We start from the raw sequence: 23,229 nt of genomic DNA on the forward strand, positions 1-23,229 counted from the left end.
GGAGGCGTCGGGTGGAGAAACAAGGGTTCGGTCGTCATCGCAAGATCATGCCGTTCGAGCCCGGCTCCGTCGAAGCCTTGCGCGAAACATCGCGCCAGAAGGCGGCGTCGCTGAACCAGCATGTGCTGGGCTATGGCGCGCTGGCTGAAGCCGAATGGCAAGCGGCAGGCATCGCCGCGCCCGATCTTGCCGCGATGCGCAAATACCGGCTCGAGCGCCTCCGCGCCGAACTGAGGCGCCGAAACTACGCCGGCGCGCTGCTCTACGACCCCGTCAACATCCGCTACGCCACCGATTCGACCAACATGCAGCTGTGGGTCGCGCACAATCCGACCCGCCACTGCTTCGTCGCCACTGAGGGACCCGTGGTGCTGTTCGACTATTTCTCCTGCGAGCATCTGTCCGATCATTCCGGCGTCGTCGACGAGGTGCGGCCGGCAGTGTCGTGGATGTATCTCTATGGCGGCGAGCTGACCGAGCACAAAGTCCGCCGCTGGGCGGCCGGCATCGCCGATCTGGTCAAGGAGCATGGCGGCGGCAACAGCCGCATTGCGGTCGACCACATCAACCCGGAAGGCGTCGAGGAACTCGCCCGGCTCGGCATTTCGATCGGCAATGGCGAAGCGGTGATGGAAAATGCGCGGCTGATCAAATCGCCGGACGAGATCCTCGCCATGCGCCGCGCAATCGTCGCTTGCGAAGCGGCGATGGGTGAAATGGAGAAGGCGCTGACGCCGGGCATTTCCGAAAACGAATTGTGGGCCGAACTCCACCGCGGCAACATTGCGCGCGGCGGCGAATGGATCGAAACCCGGCTGCTTGCCTCGGGGCCGCGCACCAATCCGTGGTTCCAGGAATGCTCGTCGCGGGTGATCGAGGAAGGCGACCTCGTCGCCTTCGACACCGACCTGATCGGTCCCTACGGCTTCTGCGCCGATCTCTCCCGCACCTGGCTTTGCGGTGACGCCAGGCCGTCGAACGAGCAGCGCGACCTGTTCCGCATCGCCGCCGACCAGATCGCCCAGAACACGCAATTGATGCAGCCCGGCATATCCTTTCGCGACCTGGTCGAACGCTCCGTGGTGCCGCCGGGAGATTGCTTCCCGACACGCTACGGCGTGCTCTATCACGGCGTCGGCCTGGCCGACGAGTACCCGACCCTGCCGCATGCAAGCGACTGGACGCCGGACACGCCCGACGGCGCGCTGGAGCCGGGAATGGTGCTGTGCGTGGAAAGCTATATCGGCCGTCTCGGCGGCCATGAGGGCGTCAAGATCGAGGAACAGATCCTGATCACCGCGACCGGTAACGAGCAGCTTTCAACCTACAAGCTGGATGCGAGGTTGCTCGGCTGATCCGGCAAGCGCCTCGCGCAGAGCCTTGAGCGTCTTTTCCGGCGTCGTCCTGGCGGTGATGTAGGGCAGGCCTTTGCGCCTTGCCGTCCAGCCGACGACCTTCACGGCGTTTGCCGCAGGTTCGAAACGCTGCGCCAGCGCCCAGCTCTCACAGTCGATGGCAGCTATATCCGCCTTGCCCTCGGCGACCGCGACGATCGAGCCGCGATGGCCACCGCTTTCGCTGCGCGAGGAAAAGATATCCAGGCTTTCGCCGGCGGCCTGCAGATCGCGCGCCAGTGCAATGATGCCCGACATCGAATCGAGGCTGTTGTAGGTAAAACTCTTGCCGCGCATCAGATCGAGCGGCAGCGAGGCTTTGCCATCCGCGGGCGAGCGAACCTCCGGTCCCTCGCCCGTCCGCATCACCAGCGCGCTCGAATAGAGTTCGCCTTCGCCGCCCTCGTAAGCGTCGTAGCTCGGCTGGCCGACCACCTGCACATGCTTGCTCAGGCCGAGTTCCATCGGCCCCCAGCAGGTCTGCGCGAACAGCAGCGCCGGATGCAGCCAAAGCTGGTGATGGTCGAGTTCGTCCGGCGGCAGTATCGCCGGATCGGGCGCGATCAGTCTGCCCTCGGCGTCGTGGATACCGCCCGGCACCGGCGGCAGGTCGCCATTGCGGCGCACGATTGTCTGCGGCCCATCGACGCCCTTGTGCCGAAAAGCATCGCGCAACGCTGCCCATTGCGCGTCGACCTCGTCGCGCACTTCGGGCCAGTCATACATCGGCAATGCCGCAACCAAATCACTCATGCCGACACTCAATCATCATGGCTCGGGAAAGGATCGCAAAAACGCGGCGTCCAATCAGAATTGGCCGACACGGGTTCGGGAAGTCCGGGGATTATTCCTTCGGCGGCTCGGCCGGAACCGGCGCGCTGCCAAGCCCGCTGATGCTGCGCGCCCTGATGCGCGGCTTGAACGCCCTGCCCGGCTCGGGCTGGCGGCGCAGCACCGGGTGCACGATCGGCTCCTTGGCCTTGAAGGCGTAGGCTTTGATCAGTGCGAAATAGTTCGGATAGGCGTAGCCATTGTTCATCCGCAGCCACTCGTCGCGGCGGTCGGCAAACACTTTTGGCAGCCTGTACCAGGCAACGGTCGGGGTCTTGTGGTGAACGAAGTGCAGATTGTTGTTGAGGAACAGGAACGACAGCGGCGAGCGCTCGATGATCACCGTGCGTCCTTCAGGGTGCTCGGACCACTGATGTTCGGCGAAAGTCCGGACCGCGATCAGCGACTGGCCGAGCCAGACCGGCACCAGAATGTAGAGCCATACCGGAATGCCGAAGCCGAACTGCACGATCGGCACCACGATGCCGAGGCCGATCGCATGCAGCAGCCATGCCTTGCCGATCACCTTATCGCCGGCAATCACATGCCTGGCGTCGTCGACGAAGAAACCGATGCAGGACAGCCAGGGGCCGAGAAAGAAACGGCCGGCCATGGTGTTGTTGATCTTGAGCAGGAATTTCATCGTCGGCGGCAGATCGTCATGCATCCACAACGCCTGGTAATAGCTCTCGGGATCGTCGAGCGGATCGGTCAGGCGCTCGTCGGCGTGGTGGCGCAAATGGAGCGTCTTGAAGCGACGGAACGGCCAGACCAGGCCGATCGGCAGGAAGACGAAGGCTTCGTTGATGAGCGCGCTGCGCGTCGGATGGCCATGCAGCACTTCGTGCATGATCGACGACTGCAAGGCCAGGATGAAGCCGAGGAGAAGAAGTGCCGGGATCGGATAAGAGGGCCAGAGCAGGAGCCCGGCAGCGAGCCACATTCCGTAACAGAAGAAAGCGAGCACCACGGTCGGCCACTCGATGGCGGCTGCGTCGCGTCGCTTGATGCGCTTGCCTGTCATGCTATCGACCACTGTCCCTCAGTCGCCGGAATTGGTTCCTGACAGCATAGTGTCAGGAGAAGCGATTCCGCTCAACGAGACAAAGTGTACAAAATGTTGCGATTGCGCATTTTCGACCGCAGATGTTATACATTGTAAACAACCCTACGGATTCATTTACGCTGGAAGTGCTGATTCGACGGCTCGGGCGCAAATTTTTCCTAAGAGAGTGCGGAGAACGAACAGTGGACAAACGGGACCTTTCGGCAATCTTCCGGGAGCGCCTGAAGCTGCTCCTGACACGGTCCGATCTCAACCAGTCAGCTTTCGCGTCAGCAGTCGGCATCGACCGGTCGGCGCTGTCGCAACTGATGTCCGGCGCCTCGACGCGCCTGCCACGCGCCGAAACGCTGCTCAACATCGCCGCCGAATTCAAGATCTCGCTGGACTGGCTGCTCGGCCTCTCCCAAGACGAAGGCGTCACCGGCGAAATCCGCGAAAGCCTGGAGATCGAAGAGGCGCCCGACGGCTTCGACCGCACGCTGCTCGCCAAATGGTTCGCGGAAGCCGCAGGCACCAAGATCCGCTATGTGCCGGCCGGCATTCCCGATCTCCTGCGCACACGCCAGCTGGTCGACTACGAAGCCAACATCACCAACCGCAGCCGTCTGGCGCAGGCCAGCGAGACGCAGTACCGCATCGAGTACAACCGGCGCCCTGAGACCGATATGGAGGTCTGCATGCCGCGCCACACGCTGGAGATTTTCGCCCGCGGCCTGGGCGTCTGGGACCGCTTTCCCGAGGCTGACCGCCGGCAGCAGCTTGCCCATATGGCGACGCTGCTTGACGATCTCTACCCCACCTTCCGCCTGTTCCTCTATGACGGCCGCATGCGCTATTCGATCCCGCTGACAATCTTCGGTCCCTACCGCGCCGCCATCTATGTCGGCGACATGTATGTCGTGCTGAACGCCACCCAGCCGGTCCAAGCGCTGACCCAGCATTTCGACAATCTGATCCGGGCCGCCGACATCAACCCGCATGAGGCCGCCGCCTACGCGCGCAATCTGGCCGGCGCGTCATTTCCATCGGGTTCTGCCTGATCCCCAACGCCCCGGAAAGGTGCGCCGCGCGGCATTGCCGGTCGCAAACACATTGACTGGACATAAAGACTTCTTTATATCCTTATTCCATTCAAATATCTGAAAGTCGATCCGATGACCGCGAACAATCCCATCGATGCTCTGCTGGCCGAAAAGGGCGTGCTGCTCGCCGATGGCGCCACCGGCACCAATCTGTTCGCCATGGGTCTGGAGGCCGGCGAAGCGCCCGAGTTGCTGAACGAGACAGCGCCCGACACCATCACCAGCCTGCACCAGAATTTCGTCGACGCCGGCGCCGATATCATCCTCACCAACTCGTTCGGCGGCACCCGCCACCGGCTGAAGCTGCATCATGCGCAGGACCGCGTGCATGCGTTGAACAAGCGCGCCGCAGAGATTGCCCGCGCGGTCGCCGACAAGGCCGACAGGAAAGTCATCGTCGCCGGCTCGGTCGGTCCGACCGGCGAGTTGCTGGTGCCGCTCGGCGCCATGACCTATGACGAAGCAGTCGAGGCTTTTGCCGAGCAGATCGAGGGTCTCAAGGAAGGCGGCGCCGAAGTCGCCTGGATCGAGACCATGTCTGCGCCGGACGAAATCCGCGCCGCGGCGGAGGCCGCCATCCGCGTCGGCCTGCCCTACACCTATACCGGTTCGTTCGACACTGCCGGCCGCACCATGATGGGCCTGCTGCCCAGGGATATCCACGGCGTCGTCGACGGACTTTCAGAGACACCGCTCGGTGTCGGCGCCAATTGCGGTGTCGGCGCCTCCGACATCCTGGCCTCGCTGCTCGACATGACCGAGGCGAAGCCGGAAGCGACGGTGATCGTCAAGGGCAATTGCGGCATTCCCGAATTTCGTGGCACCGAGATCCATTATTCCGGCACGCCGGAGCTGATGGCCGACTATGTCCGGCTGGCGGTGGATGGCGGCGCGAAGATCATCGGTGGCTGCTGCGGCACGTCGTTCCAGCACCTTGCCGCCATGCGCAAGGCGCTCGACGCGCACACCAAATCCGAACGCCCGACCGTCGCGGCGATCGTCGAGCGCATCGGTCCGATGCGCAACAAGGTGGCGACGGAAAACACCGCCGAGACCAGCGAAGCCCGCCGCGAACGCCGCCGCACCCGGGCCTGATATCGAACTTATTCGCTGTTTTCAGCGTAACGCGATAGCGCCGTCTTGAAATCCAGGGCGGTGCTGTCGGCGCTTTCATTCATCGTCACCAGGTCACCCGACGACTGCGGATTGCCGATCTGCTCCAGCATGACGCGAAAGCGGTCATTGGTCAGCGCCGACTTTGCGGTATTCCGGGCTGCGTCGACGTCATCCATGATGCGCCTGGATTCTGGCGACAGCGTTCCCGACGCCTGCGTGTGTCTCACCGCCGGCGTCGTGTTTCCAATGTTCATGATCTGCAATTCCCGGCTCCCCAAGCCCAGTCCCGACCCCATGCAATAATAGCAGGGCATTGCGATGACGTTCCGGAAAAGCTGCGCAATTTAACGATCAGGCGGATCATCTGTGCGCTTCGGATCAATCGATCCGAAAAAAGGCCGGCAGGGTTTCCCCCGCCGGCCTGCCTCACCCGCCCGTAGCCGGTTCCCCGTATCAGAACGACCCCCGTCTGAAAGGAACCGGCTGTATTGCCACTACCGGTTACCGCCGAGCGCCGAGGCAAGGCGCACAAGCGAAAGGAACTCGGACCTGTACCCAAACGGGTCGGCTCCTCGGGCGGCGGTGGCAATCTCCATGATCTTGTCGTAGCCGAACTTCGCGGTCGCATCCTCGTCGCGCAGCTTCTGGCCGAAGGCGGCGACAGCGACGGAGAAACGCTGGTCGGTGCTGGCCTGGTCGAAGGACGCGACCTCGTTGGCCGACGTCACCGGCGTGGTGATCAGCTTCGAGACGTCTTCGTTCGGCAGCTTGTAGCGGATTTTCACGAAGGCATATTCGTCGGCGTTGGCGACGCCGCCATTGTCGACCGCGGCCTGGCCGTAGCGCAGCGGATCCATCTGCTCGCCGCCACTGCCCTTCGGCGTGATCTCGTAGATGGCGGTCACCGAATGACCGGAGCCGATATCGCCGGCATCGACGCCGTCATTGTTGAAGTCCTCGCGGTTCAAGGCGCGGGTTTCATAGCCGATCAGCCGGTACTCCGAGACCTTGTCCGGATTGAACTCGACCTGGACCTTGACGTCCTTGGCGATGGTGAACAGCGTCGAGGAAGCATCCTCGACCAGAACCTTCTCGGCCTCGGCCAGCGTGTCGATATAGGCGGCGGTGCCGTTGCCGTTCTGGGCGATGGTCTGCATCATCTGGTCGTTCAGATTGCCGCGTCCAAAGCCGAACACCGACAGGAAGACGCCGGTCTTGCGCTCCTGCTCGATCAGTCGCTTCAGATCGTCGTCATCGGTCTGGCCGACATTGAAGTCGCCGTCCGTGGCCAGCATCACACGGTTGATGCCGTCCTTGACGAAGGACTGCTGGGCAAGCTTGTAGGCTTCCTTGATACCCGCCTCGCCGGCCGTCGAGCCGCCCGGCTGCAGATTGTCGATAGCGTTGAGGATCTTGTCCTTCTCGGTGACCTTGGTCGGCATCAGCACGGTGCCGGCGTCACCGGCATAGGTGACGATCGAGATGGTGTCGTCCGCCTTGAGCTTGCTGACCAGCAGCCGGAAAGCCGACTTGAGCAGCGGCAGCTTGTCCGGCTCATCCATCGAACCCGAGACGTCGATCAGGAACACCAGATTGGCCTTCGGCTGCTCGACCGGCTTGATGTCGAAGCCCTTGATGGCGACGTGCATCAGCTTGGTGTGCCCGTTCCACGGCGTCGGCATGACGCTGACGGTCGAATTGAACGGCGTCGAAGCCGAGTCCGGCCCCTTCCAGTCATAGGGGAAGTAATTGACCATCTCCTCGACGCGCACCGTGTCGGCCTGCGGCAGGTAGCCCTGCTTCAGCGAGCCGCGGACGAAGGAATAGGAAGCGGTGTCGACGTCGATCGAGAAGGTCGAGACCGGATCCTGAAGCGCTGCATGCACAGGATTGGTCTTGAAATCCTCGACGCGGTCGCGGTTTGGCTCCTGCGGCGCTATCTGGTCGGCCGGCATCGTCGAAGGCTGCGCCAGGTACTTGGATTCGGTCGCGCCGGCCATGCGGTCGACCCGCGCGCCGCCGGCCGGGGCAGCGGTGCCGTCAAGCGACAACTCGCGGCTCTCAACTGGCGCAGGCTCGGCCAACACGCCGCGTCCCAGCGCATCCTGCTGCGCCGGGGCGACAGCAACGGTCGATTCGGGCTTCGGCGACGCGGGTGGCGTAAGCGGCGTAGTGGTGTCGCGGCTTCGCACATCGGCGTCGGCCTTCTTGTCGCCTTCAGGCGCCTGCTTTTCTTTTACCGGCGCGTTGATCGCCGGCCCATTGGTTGCCGGCTTGTCGGCCAGCGTCTCGGTGATCTTCTCGTCGCTACCGAACGGCAACGGCTGTTCCCTCAGCATGTGGAAGGTGGCGTATCCGGCGATCGGCAGGGCGACGAGCCCGGCAATGGCTGGCGTGGCGATGAGTTTCTTTTGCATGATCTCGCTCCAGAGCTTTTGTGCTCGCTCTGTGAGACGAAGCCCGCCGACCGATCCTTGGGTGACGGCAGAAATATTTTCCTGATCATAGGCGCGCATGGCGGCTTCGAAGGCGCGTGTCTTCGCGCTCTCGCCCGGCGCAGGTACTGCTGCATCGCGCAGCCTGTTGAGTTCGTTGTCGTCGACCATGGTCACACTTCCCCGGCTGAACGAATCAACGTCTTCAGCCGTTTCTTCGCTTCATGGATGTGCCAGGAAACCGTCGTCTCCGAGATTGCCATCGCCTCGGCGGCGGCCGCATGGCTCAACCCTTCGCCATAGACCAGAAGTACTGCATCGCGCTGCTTGTCCGGCAGTTGCCGCACCGCTGCCCAGAGCGCCTCAGTCGGATCTTCGGGCTCGGCGGATGCCTCTCCCGATATCATGCTGTAGGCGCCGAAAGCCTCGGTCTTGACGTTTTCGCGCGTCGTCTTGCGCATCATGTCGCGCGCCGCGTTCAGCGTCACGGAATAGAGCCATGTCGTAAACGCGCCGCCGCCGCGGTAGTCGCGGATCGCCTTGCCGAGACGGACACAGACCTCCTGGGCGATGTCTTCGGCATCGGCCTTCTTTCCGCACCAGCGATAGGCGGCGCGATAGACGAAGTCGTAGTGCCGCTCCAGCAACTTGCCGAAGGCACCCCTGTCTCCGCCCTTCGCCCGCCCGATCAATTCGGCGTCGGAGGCTTCGCTTTCATCCAGCATCATCGCCATCATTTGCCTGTTGGACGAAGGCTAATGGCCAATCCTTGGGGTTATGGAAAGATTTTTTTCCGAGGCGACGGATGCACGCGCAACAGGTGCGCTGAGATTCAGGTGAGGCCGAGCCGAAAACGATGGATTTCGAGAACCGGAGTGGAGCGTACTTTTGGTACGCGAGCACCGGAAGCACTGAAAGCCGTCGTTTGCAGGCCGGCCTCACCTGAATATCAGCACACCTGGCCCGAGGCCCAGCCGGACGACCAAGCCCACTGAAAATTATAGCCGCCCAGCCAGCCCGTGACATCGACGACTTCGCCGATGAAAAACAGCCCCGGCACGGATTTCGCCTGCATCGTCTTCTGATCGAGCCCGTTGGTATCGACACCGCCAAGCGTCACTTCCGCCGTGCGGTAACCCTCGGAGCCGGCCGGCTTGATGCGCCAGTCGTTGACGGCGGCTTCGACGGTTTTCATTTGCAGGTCTGTCAAATCAGCGAGATTGCCATCGATCCCACTGCGCTCGGCGACTGCTTGCGCAAGGCGCTTCGGCAAATGGTTTGCAAGCACCGTCTGCACCGCTTGCCTGCCGTTGACGCGCCGGGCGGCGCGAAGCAGTTCCGCCACATCCCTCCCCGGCAGCATGGCGATGCGGATCTCGTCGCCCTCGCGCCAATAGGACGATATTTGCAGGATGGAAGGCCCGCTCAAGCCGCGATGCGTAAACAGCATCGCTTCTGAAAACCGCGTCTTGCCGCAGGCGACTTCGGCATCGACGGCATTGCCGGCCAAAGGCGCCAGCCGCTCCAGCGTTCTTGCGTCGAAGGTAAGCGGCACCAGCGCCGGCCGTGTTTCCACCACCGGAAGGCCGAATTGCGCCGCAAGCTCGTAGCCGAAACCGGACGCGCCCATTTTGGGGATCGACTTGCCCCCGCAAGCCACGACTAACGAGCTGCAAGCGACGCTGCCAGCGGAGAGCGTCAGCACAAACCCGTCCGCGGTCTTGCTGACGTTCCTCACCTCGGTCGACAACGCCAGTTCCACACCCCAATCCTGCATGTCGGAAACCAGCATGTCGATGACCTGGCGCGCCGAGCCGTCGCAAAACAGCTGTCCCAGCGTCTTCTCGTGATAGGCAATGCCATGGCGTTCGACGAGCGCGATGAAGTCGCCTTGCGTGTAGCGGCTGAGCGCCGAAATGCAGAAATGCGGATTGCCGGAGATGAAATTCTTCGGGCTGGTGTGGATGTTGGTGAAATTGCAGCGGCCACCGCCGGAGATGCGGATCTTCTCGCCGGGCTTTGCCGCGTGATCGAGCACCAGGACCGAGCGGCCGCGCTTGCCCGCCTCGATGGCGCACATCATTCCGGCCGCACCGGCGCCGATCACCACGACATCATAGGATTGCATCAGGCTGTTCGTTCCCGCTCGACTGGCGCTGTTTTAACAGGCCGCGCCAATCGTGCAGTCTCTACCCGTTCGTTGCGACTTCAGGCAACGCCTCGTTAGATCAGCGTCTCGGCGAACAGCGTCGTCAGTCGCTTCCAATGACGTTCGGCGCCGGCCGCGTTGAAGACGCAGTGGTCCGACACGCACCAGCCATGCGCCATGCCGGCATAGTTTTCGATGGCGTGGTCGACCTCCGCCACGCGCAGCGCCTCGACCAGCCGCGCCGACTGCTCCGGCGGAAAGCTGCGGTCGACGCCCGATGTCCCGACATAGACGCGCGCCTTGATCATTGCGGCCTTGCGGTGCGGGCTGTCGGCGGCATCGCTGGCCAGATTGCCGCCATGGAAGCTCGCCGCCGCCACGATGCGATCGGGATAGGTTGCAGCCGCATTCAAAGCCCGCGCCCCGCCCATGCAGTAACCGACGACACCGACCGGTCCGGTGACACCTTCAGCGGTAAGCGTGTCGAGGAACGCCCTGCTGTCGCGGATGGTCATGTCCTGTGTCGTGCCGTGGACCAACGCCGTCAGCGCGACCTTGGTCTCCTCGACGACGAAAGCGGTCTTGGGCTCGAACGGCCCGTAGGGTGCTTTGCGATAGAAAAGATCCGGCACCAGCACGGCATAGCCCTCGCCTGCCAGCCGTTCCGCCATTGCGTCGAGCGCCGGTCGCGGACCGAAAGCGTCCATATAGAGAATGATGCCGGCCCTGGACGAGGAAGCGGTCGCCGAGCGGAACAGCCCGGCTTTCGCCACGCCGTCCCCGGTCTTGATCTCAATGTCCTGCTTCGCCATGGCCCGCTCCGTTAAATGTCGTGCGATACATATAAGCAGGCACCGTCAGGGCAAGCCGTTCCCTGACAATCCCGTTCAACACTTTGTGCGGGCTTTCGACCCGGCTACAGGCCGGCAAACGCCGTCATGTGAAAGGCCTGAACCTCAGGCGGATAGCGATGGGCCGTGCCATACGGACAGGCGTTGCGGTCGAGGCAGCCGCCGCCGCGGCATGGTTCGCCCTTCGATCCCCGCACATGCGCCAGGCAAGCCTGATGAGCGAAACCATCCGCGGAATAGGCGTCAACCGGACAGGATTTCAGGCAAGGTTTTGCAACACAGGCGTCGCAAAGGTGAATCGCTTCGCGACGTTCAGGAAGCGCGATCTCATCCTCGAACAGCAACGCGCCGCGATAGGCATGCCAGAGCCCGTACTGCGGATGCATCAGGATGCCCAGCGGCGACGGTCTCAGCCCCTCCGCTCGCATCGCCCATTGCTGGAACGGCAGATAAGGTCTGTCCGAAGGCGAAACGGCGCGCGCGCCGAATTTCTCCGCCACCGCACCGATCACTGCGCGCGACCATGTGTCGAGCGGATTAGCAATGGTTTGCGGTTGCCGGTCGCGCCAGCGCAGGAAATGCGGCCAGGGTGCCGCTCCCGCCTGCCCCACCAACAGCACGGATTTGGCGGGGGCAACTGAAGGGCCATGCGGCGGCGTTTCGCTTGTTGCGAAATTGAAGCCGCCGCGCAGGATGAGGCCGTCGGCGGAAAGCGCGGCCGCTATCTCGTCAGCCCGGCGCCGCGCAATCATCCCTTCTTGTCCGGGTCGGAGAAAGCGCTCCGCCAGACTTCCTTGTGGATGATGTTGGCGACTTTAGCCCCGCCTGACTCGGGCTCCTTTCAGGTGAAGGCGTCAGCCATCGACGCCTTCTTCGTCGCGATGTAGTCCTTCAGCCCGTCGTCGATGCCCGGATCGAGATACGGCGCCTCATAGGTCTCCAGCCAGCGGCGGGCGAGTTCGTTGGCGCGCTGCGGCGCTGTCTTCTCGCCCTCGGCCAGCCACTGCTCGTAGGAATTGTTGTCGGCGATGCTGGAGCGGTAGAAGGCGGTCTGGAAATTGGCCTGGGTGTGGTCGCAGCCGAGATAGTGGCTGCCCGGGCCGACCTGGCGGATGGCGTCCATCGCCTGGCCGTTTTCCGAGAGGTCGACGCCTTCGGAAAACTTTTGCGTCATGCCGAGCTGATCGATGTCCATCATGAATTTTTCGTAGCAGGACGCCAGTCCGCCTTCGAGCCAGCCGGCCGAATGCAGGACGAAATTGGTGCCGGCAAGAATGGTCGAGTTGAGCGTGTTGGCGCTCTCGTAGGCGGCCTGCGCATCCGGAACCTTGGAGGCGCAGAGCGAGCCGCCGGTGCGGAACGGCAGACCGAGCCGGCGGGCAAGCTGTGCGGCGCCGTAGGAAACCAGCGACGGCTCCGGTGTGCCGAAGGTCGGCGCACCAGACTGCATGGAGATCGACGAGGCGAAGGTGCCGAACAGCACCGGCGCGCCGGGACGGATCAACTGCGTGAAAGAGGCGCCGGCCAGCACCTCTGCCAGAACCTGCGTCAGCGTGCCGGCCACCGTGACCGGGCTCATCGCGCCGGCAAGGATGAACGGCGTGACGATGCAAGCCTGGTTGTGACGCGAATAAACCTTCAGCGCGCCCAGCATGGTTTCGTCGAACACCATCGGCGAATTGGCGTTGATCAGGCTGGTCAGCACGGTGTTGTTTTCGACGAAATCGTCGCCGAACACGATCTTGGCCATGGCGACGGTGTCTTCGGCCCGCTCTGGCGCCGTCACCGAACCCATGAACGGTTTGTCCGAATATTTGATGTGGCTGTAGATCATGTCGAGATGGCGTTTGTTGACCGGCACGTCGACCGGCTCGCAAACCGTGCCGCCCGAATGGTGAATCGACGGCGCCATATAGGCGAGCTTCACGAAATTCCGGAAATCCTCGATCGTCGCGTAGCGCCTGACACCGTCGAGATCGCGCACGAAGGGCGGACCATAGACCGGCGCGAAGACGGTGGCGTTGCCGCCGATCTGCACCGAACGTTCGGCGTTGCGCGCATGCTGGGTGTAGATGGGCGGCGCGGTCTTCAGCAGCGAGCGGCAGAGGCCCTTGGGAAAATGCACGCGCTCGCCCTTGACGTCGGCGCCCGCCTCTTTCCAAAGCTGCAGCGCCTCGGCGTCGTCGCGAAAGATGATGCCGATCTCTTCCAGCACCGTATCGGTGTTGTTTTCGATAATCGCCAGGCCTTCCTCGTTGAGGACCTCATAGATGTTGATCTTGCGCTTGATATAGGTGAGCTGGGTGCCCGGTCCGCCGCCCGAGCGCGCCGCCCGCCTTGCAGCCGCGCCGCCGCTGGCAGCACGTCCACGTCGCGCATTGGACGCTTCCTGGTCGACTGACGCGTTTTCACTCATGATCGTTTTTTCCCTAAAAACCGTTTGCGGCCGCGTATGGCGGCTTCTCGCCCGGATCGTAGTCATGCACCCTATTCGAAACGGCCCGCCAGCGCCAACGCCTGTCGCAAAATCGACAAGAATTCCAATAGATTTGCGGTCGCTTTCCTTTTGCGGGAAGTCGCAAATCAGCTATGGATACCTGCCCCTGCCGGGTTAGGTATTGACGCGATTATTTTAAGCCGCCGTGATCGCATCCGCGCGGCAAGGAGCCCGAGAAAAAATGGCCGACGACGAGATCATCCTCTCCGAGCTTTCCGACGACGAGTTGGTGCAGCAGATGCACGACGATCTCTATGACGGGCTGAAGGAAGAGATCGAGGAAGGCACCAACATCCTGCTCGAGCGCGGCTGGGCGCCCTACAAGGTGCTGACCGAAGCTCTGGTCGAAGGCATGCGCATCGTCGGCGAGGACTTTCGCGACGGCATCCTGTTCGTTCCCGAGGTGCTGCTGTCGGCCAACGCCATGAAGGCCGGCATGTTCATCCTGCGCCCGCTGCTGGCCGCCACCGGCGCGCCGAAGCAGGGCAAGATGGTGATCGGCACCGTCAAGGGCGACATCCACGACATCGGCAAGAACCTCGTCGGCATGATGATGGAAGGTGCCGGCTTCGACGTCATCGATCTCGGCATCAACAATGCGGTGGAAAAATACCTCGACGCCATCGAGCAGCACCAGCCCGACATTATCGGCATGTCGGCGCTTTTGACCACGACCATGCCCTACATGAAGGTCGTCATCGACACGATGAAGGAAAAGGGCATCCGCGACGACTATGTCGTCCTGGTCGGCGGCGCGCCGCTCAACGAGGAATTCGGCAAGGCCGTCGGCGCCGATGCCTATTGCCGCGACGCGGCTGTGGCGGTCGAGACCGCCAAGGACTTCATGAAGCGCAAGCATAATATGCGCGCTTCAGCCTGATCTCTTCCGCAAGGCGTCTGGCCCACAATCGAAAGCCGCGCCTTGCAGCGCGGCTTTTTTGTTCCCAGCTATTGGAACGGATGGCTGCGTCAGGGTTTGGTGACGGTGTCGTCGACGGCTTTCGCAGTCGATTTGATATCCCGGCCGACACCACGGACGGTGTTGGCACAGGCCGTAAGCGCCAGGACGCAGGCAAGGATTGCAATCGGCGCAACGCGTAACAGTTTCATGGACGGTTTATCCCTCTCTCGATAGATTCGCCCCACAGCAACGAAGGCCGCTTCGACCGGGTTCCATGGCCAGAATGCAAAAAACGAAACCGAATCAGGACGACAGGCTGCTGGTCATCGCCTGTGGAATGATTGCGCGCGAAGTTTTGGCCGTCAAGGAGCAGCTCAAGCTCGACCATCTCGACCTGACCTGCCTGCCGGCGGAGTTCCATTTCTACCCCGACCGCATCGCACCGGCGATGGACAAGGCGATCGAAAAGGCCAAGGCGGAAGGCTATAGCAACATCTTCGTTGGCTATGCCGATTGCGGTACCGGCGGCATGCTCGACCGGGTTCTGGAGAAGCACGGCGTCGAACGCATGGCCGGGCCGCACTGCTTTGCCTTCTACCAGGGCATGGACGCCTATGCGAAGGTCGCCGACGCCGACATGATGTCGTTCTACATGACCGATTTCCTGTGCCGCCAGTTCGACGCCTTCTTCATGAAGCCGCTCGGCCTCGACAAGCACCCGGAGCTGATCAAGGACTATTTCGGCAACTACCAGAAGCTGATCTACATCGCCCAGACCGACGATCCGGAACTCGACAAGGTCGCCGAGAAGGCCGCGAAGATGCTTGGCCTCGCCTATGAGCGCCGCTCGACGGGCTATGGCGACCTGACGGCCGGGCTGGCGCAGGCCGCCGCCCACGCCTGAAGCGGTTCTTGAGCCGGGACGCTGTCGAGAACAGATGACAGGCCGCCGCGAATGGTTAAGTTGTGAGCCATAAGCAAACAGGCTGATTCAGCCATCCGAACACGGAACGTCCCGATGACCCCTCGCGTCCTGCTCGCCGCCCTTGGCCTCCTCTGCCTCGTCTTGCCCGCTCGCGCCGACGGCGAGGTGCAGAAGATCATCACGCCTGCCGACAAGGTTCGCCTCGACAAATATGGCGAGACCCGCAAGGCGGCGCTGGCCGAGGCAAAAGCGGGAGACCCGGCTGAGGTCAGCCAACTCGACGCGCTGCTGGCAAAGCCGATAGTGGCCTTTTCCGACAAGGACCTGAGCGGCAACTGGCAATGCCGAACCATCAAGGTGGGCCTGACCGGCCCGCTGGTCATCTATGGCTGGTTCAAGTGCAAGGTCACGGACGATGGCTCCGGTTGGCAGCTGGAAAAGGTCAGCGGCTCGCAACGCACCAAGGGCCGTTTCTTCGACGATAGCGAAAAACGCGCGATCTATCTCGGCTCCGGCTATGTCAATGACAACAAGCCAAAACCCTATGGCAGCGGCCCGGAAAGCGACCAGGTCGGCTATGCCTTCCGCACCAGCGCCAATGAATGGCGCATCGAATTCCCGGCGCCCTACTACGAATCGAAACTCGACATCATCGAGTTCAAGCGCTGATCCGTTGGTCTCTCGCTGGCCGGGCGGTCATCAAGATTTAACCTCGCCCGGCACAGAATTGAGCCGGGCAGCGCACGGCAAATGGCTGCGCGCCGGCAAGAAAGCGCGCCATGGCATCAGCGGTTGAAAAAAGTGCTGCGATCGTCATCGTCACCGAAGGCGGGCCGCACATCTGGGCCATCGTCAACGCCATCGCCGACCAGTTCGGTCCTGTCAGCGTCATCCTCGAAAGCCCTGAATCCAAAAAACAATTGCTGCTCGGCCGGGCGCGCCGCCAGGGCTTGTTTTCGGCCATCGGCCAGCTTGGCACGATGGTGCTGACCAGGCTCGGCAAACGCCTCTTCGCCGGGCACGCGGAGCGGCTGATCGCAGCGCAAAACTGCAGACAGAGCCGAGGCCGGGACAAAAGATCATCCACGTCTCCTCCGCCGACGGGCCCGATTGCCTGCAGGCGGTCGCCGACATCCGCCCGGGCGTGGTGCTGCTCGCCGGCTGCCGGATTTTGTCCCGGCAGACGCTGGCGCAAATGCCCTGCCCGGTGCTCAACTACCACGCCGGCATCGCGCCCAAATACCGCGGCATGAATGGCGGCTACTGGGCGCTGGCCTCCGGCGATCTCCAGAATTTCGGCACCACCGTGCATCTGGTCGACGCCCGCGTGGACCCCCGCGGCGGGGTTTAACAGGCGCGCGGCAACCCGGCGCCCCGCGCCACAATTTCGAGCTATGGGTTGCGCCAGGCGGCGTTCTCGCGCGACATCTGCGTCGAGGCGGTCCGCGGTGCCTTGGACGGCAAGCTTGTCACGATCGACCCCGGCCTGCCGTCGAAACAATGGTACCACCCGACGATCTGGTTCCATCTCTGGACCGGTGTGCGCCGGGGTGTGTGGTAAGGCACTGTCAATCTGACGGCTTGTACGCTATTGTCATACAGAAAGCGAGTTTGCCGATGTCAAATATGGCCCCCCTCAGTGTCCGCGTCACCTCTGATGAACGTGACATTCTTGAAGCCGCCGCCAGTCAGGCAAACACCAATCTCAGCGACTTTATCAGGCGCAAGGCGGTCGAAGCCGCCGAAATGGAGGTACTGGACGGACGTATCGTGACGATTCCGGCCGCCGATTGGGAAAAGTTCGAGGCGTGGGCGAAGTCTCCCGCGAAAACCCGTCCTGGGCTGCGGAGGCTCGCTGCCTCACGACCTGTATGGCAGGACTAACGCCTCCCCGGCCTCTTGCGGCGGATGACGACAGAGAGGCCTTCGATTGCGGTCGCGAGTCGCTCAACAACTGGCTTCGCCGCCATGCCTGGCGCAATCAACAGGATGGGACCTCGCGCACCAGCATCATTTGTGATCTCGCGACCGGGGCTATCGCCGCCTATGTCACCTTAAGCACGGGTCAAATCGAGCGCGCCCATCTGCCAAAATCGGCGCAACGCAACCGCCCCGATCCCATTCCAGTTATCTTGCTCGGCCAGCTTGCCGTGGACCGGCGGTATCAAGGTCATGGCTGTGGACGTTCGCTTCTCCTTTTCGCCTTGAGAACAGCGGTGCGGTTCTCAAGGGAAATAGGCTGCTTCGGTGTCCTGACGCATCCGCTCGATGATGATGTAAGAGGCTTCTATCTCGCCTTCGACTTTGAAGATCTCCCATTCGACCCAAAACGCAGCATGATTGTTCGGATCGCGGATTTGAAACAAAACGGCTTCGAGGACGAATGACGACGCTGTTGGAAAAGCGGCGATGTTCACCCTGCCAGGCGGTTTGTACGCACCCTCTTACCCTCGCCTCAGGCCATCTCAGCCCGTAACAAAGTCAAAGATTCTTGCCTTTCTTTTTGCGACGTCCAATAGCGTCGCTTTTGAATGCGCGCGCGTCGTCCCATAACAAGCAGCCCCACTGCGCATCCGGCAATGCTCGCACCTGCTGGACAAAGTGGTGGAGCGTCGTTTCCCTCATGGACGCACGGCGCTCTACAGGGAGTGAGAGAATTCATGGCCGATCTGATTGTCGTCTATTGGCGCGACATCCCCGCCCAGGTCATCGTCAAGAAGGGCCGGCAGAACGCCAAGCGCGAACTGCCGCTGCGCTTCACCGAGGCGATCGACATGTGCGCCATGCGCACCGGCGCCGGCGGCACCGACGATTACCTCGCCGAATGGCGCAAGGCCGATCCGATCCCCGTCGGCGACGACCTCGAAGCCGAGGTCGAGAAGGCATTCAGCGACATCGACGCGAAATACGACCGCGAGCGGCTGGTCGCTCTGGTCAAGGCGGGCGGGAAAGAAAATGTCTGAAACCACTCCTGCCAAAGAGGGGCCAAGGGTTACCCAGCCGGTTACCCAGGCCACTCAGGTCAAGAAAGCAGCGCCGAAATCCGACTACAAGCCGGCCGACGTATCGCCGCAGCGGCGCGTGCAGCGCTCGTTTGCGATCAGGCTGTGGTCGATCCGCCATTCGCGATTGCTCGAATGGTTCTACTCCAGGTTCGCAGACATGTTCCTGCTGCTCCATCCGCTGTGGAAAGGCCTTGGCTACGGCCGCGTCGAAGCGCCGATCAAGTTCGTTGAAAAACGCGTCAAGGGCTTCATGTTCGACTGCCGCATGTGCGGCCAGTGCATCCTGTCCTCGACCGGCATGTCGTGCCCGATGAACTGCCCCAAGCAGCTGCGCAACGGCCCTTGCGGCGGTGTGCGCGCCAACGGCAATTGCGAGGTCGAGCCCGATATGCCTTGCGTCTGGGTCAAGGCCTGGGAAGGCTCGCGGAACATGGAGCATGGCGACAGGATCCTGACCGTGCAGAAGCCGGTCGACCAGTCGCTGCGCGAAACCTCGGCCTGGCTGCGGGTGACGGCCCAGTCGGCAGCGGCCCGTGAAGCAGCGGCCAAAGCCAACACTGGAGCGGGCGCGTGATCGGCCGTCAGCGCGATGAAAACCCGGCCGGCATCCATCTGCCGCTAGATCCCCTGCCCGGCCACTCCTCGCGTGGCCGACTGGAGCGCGTGCTGCGACGCGGCGAATTCGCCGTTACCACCGAGCTCAACCCGCCCGACAGCGCCGATCCCGAAGACGTCTACAACAGGGCGAAAATCTTCGACGGCTGGGTCGACGCCATCAATGCCGTCGATGCCTCCGGCGCCAACTGCCACATGTCGTCGGTCGGCATTTGCGCGCTGCTCACCCGCATGGGCTACGCGCCGATCATGCAGATCGCCTGCCGCGACAGGAACCGCATCGCCATCCAGGGCGACGTGCTGGGCGGTGCCGCCATGGGGGTCGCCAACATGCTGTGCCTCACCGGCGACGGCGTCCAGGCCGGCGACCAGCCCGGCGCCAAGCCTGTCTTCGACCTCGATTCCATGTCGTTGCTGGAAACCTGCCGCATTATGCGCGACAACGGCAAGTTCCTGTCCGGCCGCAAGTTGACGACGCCGCCGCAAATTTTCCTTGGCGCCGCCGTCAACCCCTTCGCGCCACCCTTCGATTTCCGCCCGATCCATCTCGGCAAAAAGATCGCCGCCGGCGCGCAATTCGTGCAGACGCAATACTGCTTCGACGTGCCGATGTTCAGAACCTTCATGCAGAGGGCGCGGGACTTGGGGCATACGGAAAAAGTTTTCATCCTGTGCGGCGTCGGCCCGCTGGCTTCGGCCAAGACGGCCAAATGGATCCGCTCCAACGTGCCGGGCATTCATATTCCCGACGCCATCATCAAGCGGCTGGAAGGTGCGCAGGACCAGAAGAAGGAAGGCAAGCAGCTCTGCACCGACATCATCAACGAGGTGAAGGAAATTCCTGGTGTCTCCGGCATCCATGTGATGGCCTACCGCCAGGAGGAATATGTCGCCGAGATCGTCGATGAATCGGGTGTGCTGAAAGGCCGCCAGCCATGGAAACGCGAGATCCGCCACGACGATCAGATGGTCGCCGACCGGCTCGAGAGCATACTGCACGACGACATTACCGAAACGCAGGTGGATATGGTGAAGACCGCGCACTGACAGCGCGGACGGCCAGCCATTCGCTTGAATGAAACCAGACAACGATATAAAGAAATCTTTATATCAGGCGGAGAGACTTCATGACCCGGACCATCGTCGCCTCGGCGACACGAGAGATCATCATCGGCTTCGACCAGCCTTTCTGCGTCATCGGCGAGCGCATCAACCCGACCGGCCGCAAGAAGCTGGCCGCCGAGATGATCGCCGGCAATTTCGAGACCGTCGTCAAGGATGCGCTGGAACAGGCCGCCTGCGGCGCCACCATGCTCGACGTCAATGCCGGCGTCACCTCCGTTAATCCGAACGAAACCGAACCCGGCCTGCTCGTGCAGACGCTGGAGATCGTCCAGGGCCTTGTCGACTTGCCGTTGTCGATCGACTCGTCGGTGACCGCCGCCATCGAGGCAGCGCTCAAGGTCGCCAAGGGCCGGCCGCTGGTCAACTCCGTGACCGGCGAAGAGGAAAAGCTCGAAGCCATCCTGCCGCTGGTCAAGAAGTACAACGTTCCGGTCGTCGCCATCTCCAACGACGAGACCGGCATTTCGATGGATCCGGATGTGCGCTTCGCCGTCGCCAAGAAGATCGTGCAGCGCTGCGCCGATTTCGGCATTCCTGCGCATGACGTCGTCGTTGACCCGCTGGTGATGCCGATCGGCGCGCTCGGCGATGCCGGCCGCCAGGTCTTCGCGTTGCTGCGCCGTCTGCGCGAAGAGCTCAAGGTCAACACCACTTGCGGCCTGTCCAACATTTCGTTCGGCCTGCCGCACCGCCACGGCATCAACGCCGCCTTCATCCCGATGGTGATCGGCGCCGGCATGACTAGCGCTATCATGAACCCGGTTCGCCCGCAGGAAATGGAAGCCGTGCGCGGCGCCAATGTGCTCAACGGCACCGACGAGAACTGCACCAACTGGATCCGCACCTACAAGGATTACAAACCGGCCGAAGGCGGCCAGGCGGTCGCAGCGCCCACCGCCGTTAACGCTCCGGGCGAAGGCGGCGGCAATGGCGGTCGCCGGCGCGGCGGCCGTGAAGCCCGCATGGCCAGGGGATAAGCGCGCAATCGTGAACTCGCCTGCAAACATTACTGATCCGCTCGTGCTGTTCATGCCGTCAGGCAAGCGCGGGCGCTTTCCCGTCGGCACACCGGTGCTCGATGCCGCGCGTCAGCTCGGCGTCTATGTCGAGAGCGTCTGCGGTGGCCGCGCCACCTGCGGTCGCTGCCAGATCGAAGTGCAGGAAGGCAATTTCGCCAAGCACAAGATCGTCTCGTCCAACGACCACATCTCGCCCAAGGGCGCCAAGGAAGAGCGATATGAGCGCGTCCGCGGCCTGCCCGAGCGGCGGCGCCTGTCCTGCTCGGCGCAGATCCTCGGCGACCTCGTCATCGACGTGCCGCAGGACACGGTCATCAACGCCCAGACCATCCGCAAGGATGCCGACACGCGCGTCATCGCCCGCGATGCGGCAATCCGCATGTGCTATGTCGAGATCGAAGAGCCCGACATGCACAAGCCGCTGGGCGATCTCGACCGCCTCAAGATCGCCTTGATGAAGGATTGGGGCTTTAAAAACCTCGAATTCGACTTCTACCTGATGCCGCAGGTGCAAGGCATACTGCGCAAGGGTAACTGGACCGCGACCGCGGCCATCCACAAGGATGCCGAAAGCGACATCGCCCGCGTCATAGCACTCTGGCCCGGCCTCAAGAACGAGGCCTATGGACTGGCCTGCGACATCGGCTCGACCACCATCGCCATGCATCTGGTGTCGTTGCTGTCGGGCCGCGTCGCCGCTTCGTCGGGCACCTCCAACCCGCAGATCCGCTTCGGCGAGGATCTGATGAGCCGCGTCTCCTATGTGATGATGAACCCGGACGGCCGCGAAGGCATGACGGTCGCCGTACGCGAGGCGATCTCGGGCCTGGTCGACAAGGTCTGCGCGGAAGGCAATGTCCAGCGCAACGACATCCTGGATTCCGTCTTTGTCGGCAATCCGATCATGCACCATCTGTTCCTCGGCATCGATCCGACCGAACTCGGCGGCGCGCCCTTCGCACTCGCCGTCTCGGGCACGGTGCGCATCAAGGCCTCCGATATCGGCCTGAAGCTCAACCAGGGCGCCCGCCTCTATATGCTGCCTTGCATTGCCGGCCATGTCGGCGCCGACGCCGCAGCCGTGACGCTGTCGGAAGGCCCGCATCGCCAGGACGAGATGATGCTGATCGTCGACGTCGGCACCAATGCCGAGATCGTGCTTGGCAACCGCAAGCGGGTGGTCGCAGCCTCCTCGCCCACCGGTCCCGCCTTCGAGGGCGCGGAAATCTCCGGCGGCCAGCGCGCTGCCCCCGGCGCAATCGAGCGCGTGCGCATCGACCCCGATACGCTGGAGCCGAAATACCGCGTCATCGGCTCTGAACTCTGGTCCGACGACCCCGGCTTCCTGGATAGCGTGCAGGCGACCGGCGTCACCGGCATTTGCGGCTCCGGCATCATCGAGATCGTGGCCGAAATGTACCTCGCCGGCATCATCTCCGAGGATGGCGTCATCGACGGGTCGCTGGCCGAGCGGTCGCCGCGCGTCACGGTCAACGGCCGCACCTTCTCTTATGTCTTGAAGGAAGGCGAACCCAAGATCACCATCACGCAGACCGACGTGCGCGCCATCCAGCTTGCCAAGGCGGCGCTCTATGCCGGCACCAAGCTTCTGATGGAAAAGCAGAACACCGAACACGTCGACCGCATCCATTTCGCCGGCGCCTTCGGCTCGTTCATCGATCCGAAATACGCCATGGTGCTCGGCCTGATCCCGGACTGCGACCTCGACAAGGTCTCGGCCGTCGGCAACGCCGCCGGCGCCGGTGCGCGGATGGCGCTGCTCAACCGCGGCTATCGCCGCGAGATCGAGGACACGGTCAGCCACATCGAGAAGATCGAGACCGCACTGGAGCCGAAATTCCAGGAGCATTTCGTCTACGCCATGGCGCTTCCCAACAAGGTCGATCCGTTCCCGAAACTGTCGGCGGCGGTGAAATTGCCGCCACGCAAGACCGTCAGCGAGGATGGCGTCGCCGGCGACGCCGCCCCGCGCCGGCGTTCGCGCGAAGGCCATGCCGCCAGGCGCAGCCGGGAATAAGCCGCCTTACGAAGGCCGCCAATTCGCCCAATTTCATTTGTATGCAAATGTTTCCAGATCGCACCGATCTGGAAACCGAAACGCTGTTTTGGCGCAATCCGTCCGATACAGACGTGAAGCATTTAACGGACATCGAATGGCGGACCGGACTATTCCGCCGCCACAACGCTCCAAAGGAGA

General features: G+C 62.7%; 23 protein-coding genes and 1 pseudogene. 14 read left to right on the forward strand and 10 right to left on the reverse strand.

The genetic code is table 11. The annotated features are described in order from the left end of the window. Positions 1 to 47 precede the first annotated feature (47 nt). Complete coding sequence (locus tag NKJ64_RS13665) at positions 48 to 1,355, forward strand: M24 family metallopeptidase (protein ID WP_023753427.1); 1,308 nt, start codon at positions 48 to 50, stop codon at positions 1,353 to 1,355. Here NKJ64_RS13665 and NKJ64_RS13670 read toward each other — a convergent pair. Together NKJ64_RS13670 and NKJ64_RS13675 are read right to left on the reverse strand one after the other, a co-directional pair. Beyond that, positions 1,320 to 2,147 carry a phosphate/phosphite/phosphonate ABC transporter substrate-binding protein gene (locus NKJ64_RS13670; RefSeq protein WP_023753428.1) on the reverse strand — a complete coding sequence of 276 codons (828 nt, stop codon included), beginning with the start codon at positions 2,145 to 2,147 and terminating at the stop codon, positions 1,320 to 1,322. The two genes, NKJ64_RS13665 and NKJ64_RS13670, sit on opposite strands and share 36 nt — an antisense overlap. A 91-nt stretch (positions 2,148 to 2,238) precedes the next feature. Then, positions 2,239 to 3,249, reverse strand: coding sequence for a fatty acid desaturase (locus NKJ64_RS13675; RefSeq protein ID WP_031244520.1), 1,011 nt, complete (start codon positions 3,247 to 3,249; stop codon positions 2,239 to 2,241). A 224-nt stretch (positions 3,250 to 3,473) separates the two neighbouring features. On the opposite strand from NKJ64_RS13675, the gene NKJ64_RS13680 reads away from it, so the two are divergent. Both NKJ64_RS13680 and bmt read left to right on the forward strand, forming a co-directional pair. Next, positions 3,474 to 4,331, forward strand: a complete 858-nt coding sequence (locus tag NKJ64_RS13680) for a helix-turn-helix domain-containing protein (protein WP_023681768.1) — start codon at positions 3,474 to 3,476, stop codon at positions 4,329 to 4,331. Positions 4,332 to 4,445: 114 nt separating this feature from the next. Next, on the forward strand, positions 4,446 to 5,468 hold the full coding sequence (gene bmt / locus NKJ64_RS13685) for a betaine--homocysteine S-methyltransferase (RefSeq protein ID WP_023725605.1): 1,023 nt from the start codon (positions 4,446 to 4,448) through the stop codon (positions 5,466 to 5,468). 8 nt (positions 5,469 to 5,476) lie between these two features. Here bmt and NKJ64_RS13690 read toward each other — a convergent pair whose 3' ends face one another. The 7 genes from NKJ64_RS13690 to NKJ64_RS13720 form a co-directional block, all read right to left on the reverse strand. Beyond that, the gene (locus tag NKJ64_RS13690) at positions 5,477 to 5,743 is read right to left on the reverse strand and encodes a hypothetical protein (RefSeq protein ID WP_023753429.1); all 267 of its coding nucleotides are present in this window, start codon (positions 5,741 to 5,743) and stop codon (positions 5,477 to 5,479) included. 240 nt (positions 5,744 to 5,983) lie between these two features. Continuing rightward, positions 5,984 to 8,095, reverse strand: coding sequence for a vWA domain-containing protein (locus NKJ64_RS13695; protein ID WP_023753430.1), 2,112 nt, complete (start codon positions 8,093 to 8,095; stop codon positions 5,984 to 5,986). Between the two features lie 2 nt (positions 8,096 to 8,097). Next, positions 8,098 to 8,658, reverse strand: coding sequence for an RNA polymerase sigma factor (locus NKJ64_RS13700; RefSeq protein ID WP_023688122.1), 561 nt, complete (start codon positions 8,656 to 8,658; stop codon positions 8,098 to 8,100). A gap of 215 nt (positions 8,659 to 8,873) precedes the next feature. Further along, positions 8,874 to 10,052, reverse strand: coding sequence for a BaiN/RdsA family NAD(P)/FAD-dependent oxidoreductase (locus NKJ64_RS13705; protein WP_023753431.1), 1,179 nt, complete (start codon positions 10,050 to 10,052; stop codon positions 8,874 to 8,876). A 95-nt stretch (positions 10,053 to 10,147) separates the two neighbouring features. Beyond that, complete coding sequence (locus NKJ64_RS13710) at positions 10,148 to 10,885, reverse strand: dienelactone hydrolase family protein (protein ID WP_023753432.1); 738 nt, start codon at positions 10,883 to 10,885, stop codon at positions 10,148 to 10,150. Between the two features lie 104 nt (positions 10,886 to 10,989). Further along, on the reverse strand, positions 10,990 to 11,676 hold the full coding sequence (locus tag NKJ64_RS13715; RefSeq protein ID WP_023691016.1) for a hypothetical protein: 687 nt from the start codon (positions 11,674 to 11,676) through the stop codon (positions 10,990 to 10,992). Between the two features lie 89 nt (positions 11,677 to 11,765). Beyond that, on the reverse strand, positions 11,766 to 13,340 hold the full coding sequence (locus tag NKJ64_RS13720; RefSeq protein WP_023670403.1) for a trimethylamine methyltransferase family protein: 1,575 nt from the start codon (positions 13,338 to 13,340) through the stop codon (positions 11,766 to 11,768). 262 nt (positions 13,341 to 13,602) lie between these two features. Between NKJ64_RS13720 and NKJ64_RS13725 the strand changes: the two genes are divergently transcribed. Beyond that, positions 13,603 to 14,301: a cobalamin B12-binding domain-containing protein gene (locus tag NKJ64_RS13725; RefSeq protein WP_023753433.1), complete on the forward strand. Its 699-nt coding sequence runs from the start codon at positions 13,603 to 13,605 to the stop codon at positions 14,299 to 14,301. Positions 14,302 to 14,390: 89 nt separating this feature from the next. Here the strand turns inward: NKJ64_RS13725 and NKJ64_RS13730 are convergent, their stop codons facing one another. After that, complete coding sequence (locus tag NKJ64_RS13730) at positions 14,391 to 14,531, reverse strand: entericidin A/B family lipoprotein (RefSeq protein ID WP_023670401.1); 141 nt, start codon at positions 14,529 to 14,531, stop codon at positions 14,391 to 14,393. Positions 14,532 to 14,596: 65 nt separating this feature from the next. Here NKJ64_RS13730 and NKJ64_RS13735 point away from each other — a divergent pair, with 65 nt between their 5' ends. The 10 genes and pseudogenes from NKJ64_RS13735 to NKJ64_RS13780 all read left to right on the forward strand — a co-directional run bounded on the left by NKJ64_RS13735 (position 14,597) and on the right by NKJ64_RS13780 (position 23,049). Continuing rightward, positions 14,597 to 15,226 carry a DUF1638 domain-containing protein gene (locus NKJ64_RS13735; RefSeq protein ID WP_023753434.1) on the forward strand — a complete coding sequence of 210 codons (630 nt, stop codon included), beginning with the start codon at positions 14,597 to 14,599 and terminating at the stop codon, positions 15,224 to 15,226. 114 nt (positions 15,227 to 15,340) lie between these two features. Then, positions 15,341 to 15,916, forward strand: coding sequence for a DUF4893 domain-containing protein (locus NKJ64_RS13740; RefSeq protein ID WP_023670399.1), 576 nt, complete (start codon positions 15,341 to 15,343; stop codon positions 15,914 to 15,916). 110 nt (positions 15,917 to 16,026) lie between these two features. Then, positions 16,027 to 16,808, forward strand: a pseudogene (locus NKJ64_RS13745) (formyl transferase). Positions 16,809 to 16,864: 56 nt separating this feature from the next. Beyond that, positions 16,865 to 17,131: a type II toxin-antitoxin system TacA family antitoxin gene (locus NKJ64_RS13750; RefSeq protein ID WP_023735234.1), complete on the forward strand. Its 267-nt coding sequence runs from the start codon at positions 16,865 to 16,867 to the stop codon at positions 17,129 to 17,131. Beyond that, positions 17,119 to 17,634: a GNAT family N-acetyltransferase gene (locus NKJ64_RS13755; RefSeq protein WP_081731010.1), complete on the forward strand. Its 516-nt coding sequence runs from the start codon at positions 17,119 to 17,121 to the stop codon at positions 17,632 to 17,634. The genes NKJ64_RS13750 and NKJ64_RS13755 overlap by 13 nt, the downstream gene beginning before the upstream one ends. A gap of 273 nt (positions 17,635 to 17,907) precedes the next feature. Then, positions 17,908 to 18,210: a virulence factor gene (locus tag NKJ64_RS13760; protein WP_023670397.1), complete on the forward strand. Its 303-nt coding sequence runs from the start codon at positions 17,908 to 17,910 to the stop codon at positions 18,208 to 18,210. Next, positions 18,203 to 18,826: a methylenetetrahydrofolate reductase C-terminal domain-containing protein gene (locus tag NKJ64_RS13765; protein ID WP_023829394.1), complete on the forward strand. Its 624-nt coding sequence runs from the start codon at positions 18,203 to 18,205 to the stop codon at positions 18,824 to 18,826. The genes NKJ64_RS13760 and NKJ64_RS13765 overlap by 8 nt, the downstream gene beginning before the upstream one ends. Beyond that, positions 18,823 to 19,914 (forward strand): methylenetetrahydrofolate reductase, encoded by a 1,092-nt coding sequence (locus NKJ64_RS13770; RefSeq protein ID WP_023681780.1) that lies wholly within the window; start codon positions 18,823 to 18,825, stop codon positions 19,912 to 19,914. The genes NKJ64_RS13765 and NKJ64_RS13770 overlap by 4 nt, the downstream gene beginning before the upstream one ends. An 80-nt stretch (positions 19,915 to 19,994) precedes the next feature. Further along, complete coding sequence (locus NKJ64_RS13775; RefSeq protein WP_023681781.1) at positions 19,995 to 20,969, forward strand: methyltetrahydrofolate cobalamin methyltransferase; 975 nt, start codon at positions 19,995 to 19,997, stop codon at positions 20,967 to 20,969. Next, entirely contained in the window at positions 20,920 to 23,049 is a 2,130-nt protein-coding gene (locus NKJ64_RS13780) for an ASKHA domain-containing protein (RefSeq protein WP_032895446.1), read from the forward strand. Before NKJ64_RS13775 ends, NKJ64_RS13780 begins: the two co-directional genes overlap by 50 nt. Positions 23,050 to 23,229: the final 180 nt, after the last annotated feature.

Origin of the sequence: Mesorhizobium sp. M0062 (assembly GCF_040323125.1) — a bacterium.
Taxonomy (GTDB): Bacteria; Pseudomonadota; Alphaproteobacteria; order Rhizobiales; family Rhizobiaceae; genus Mesorhizobium.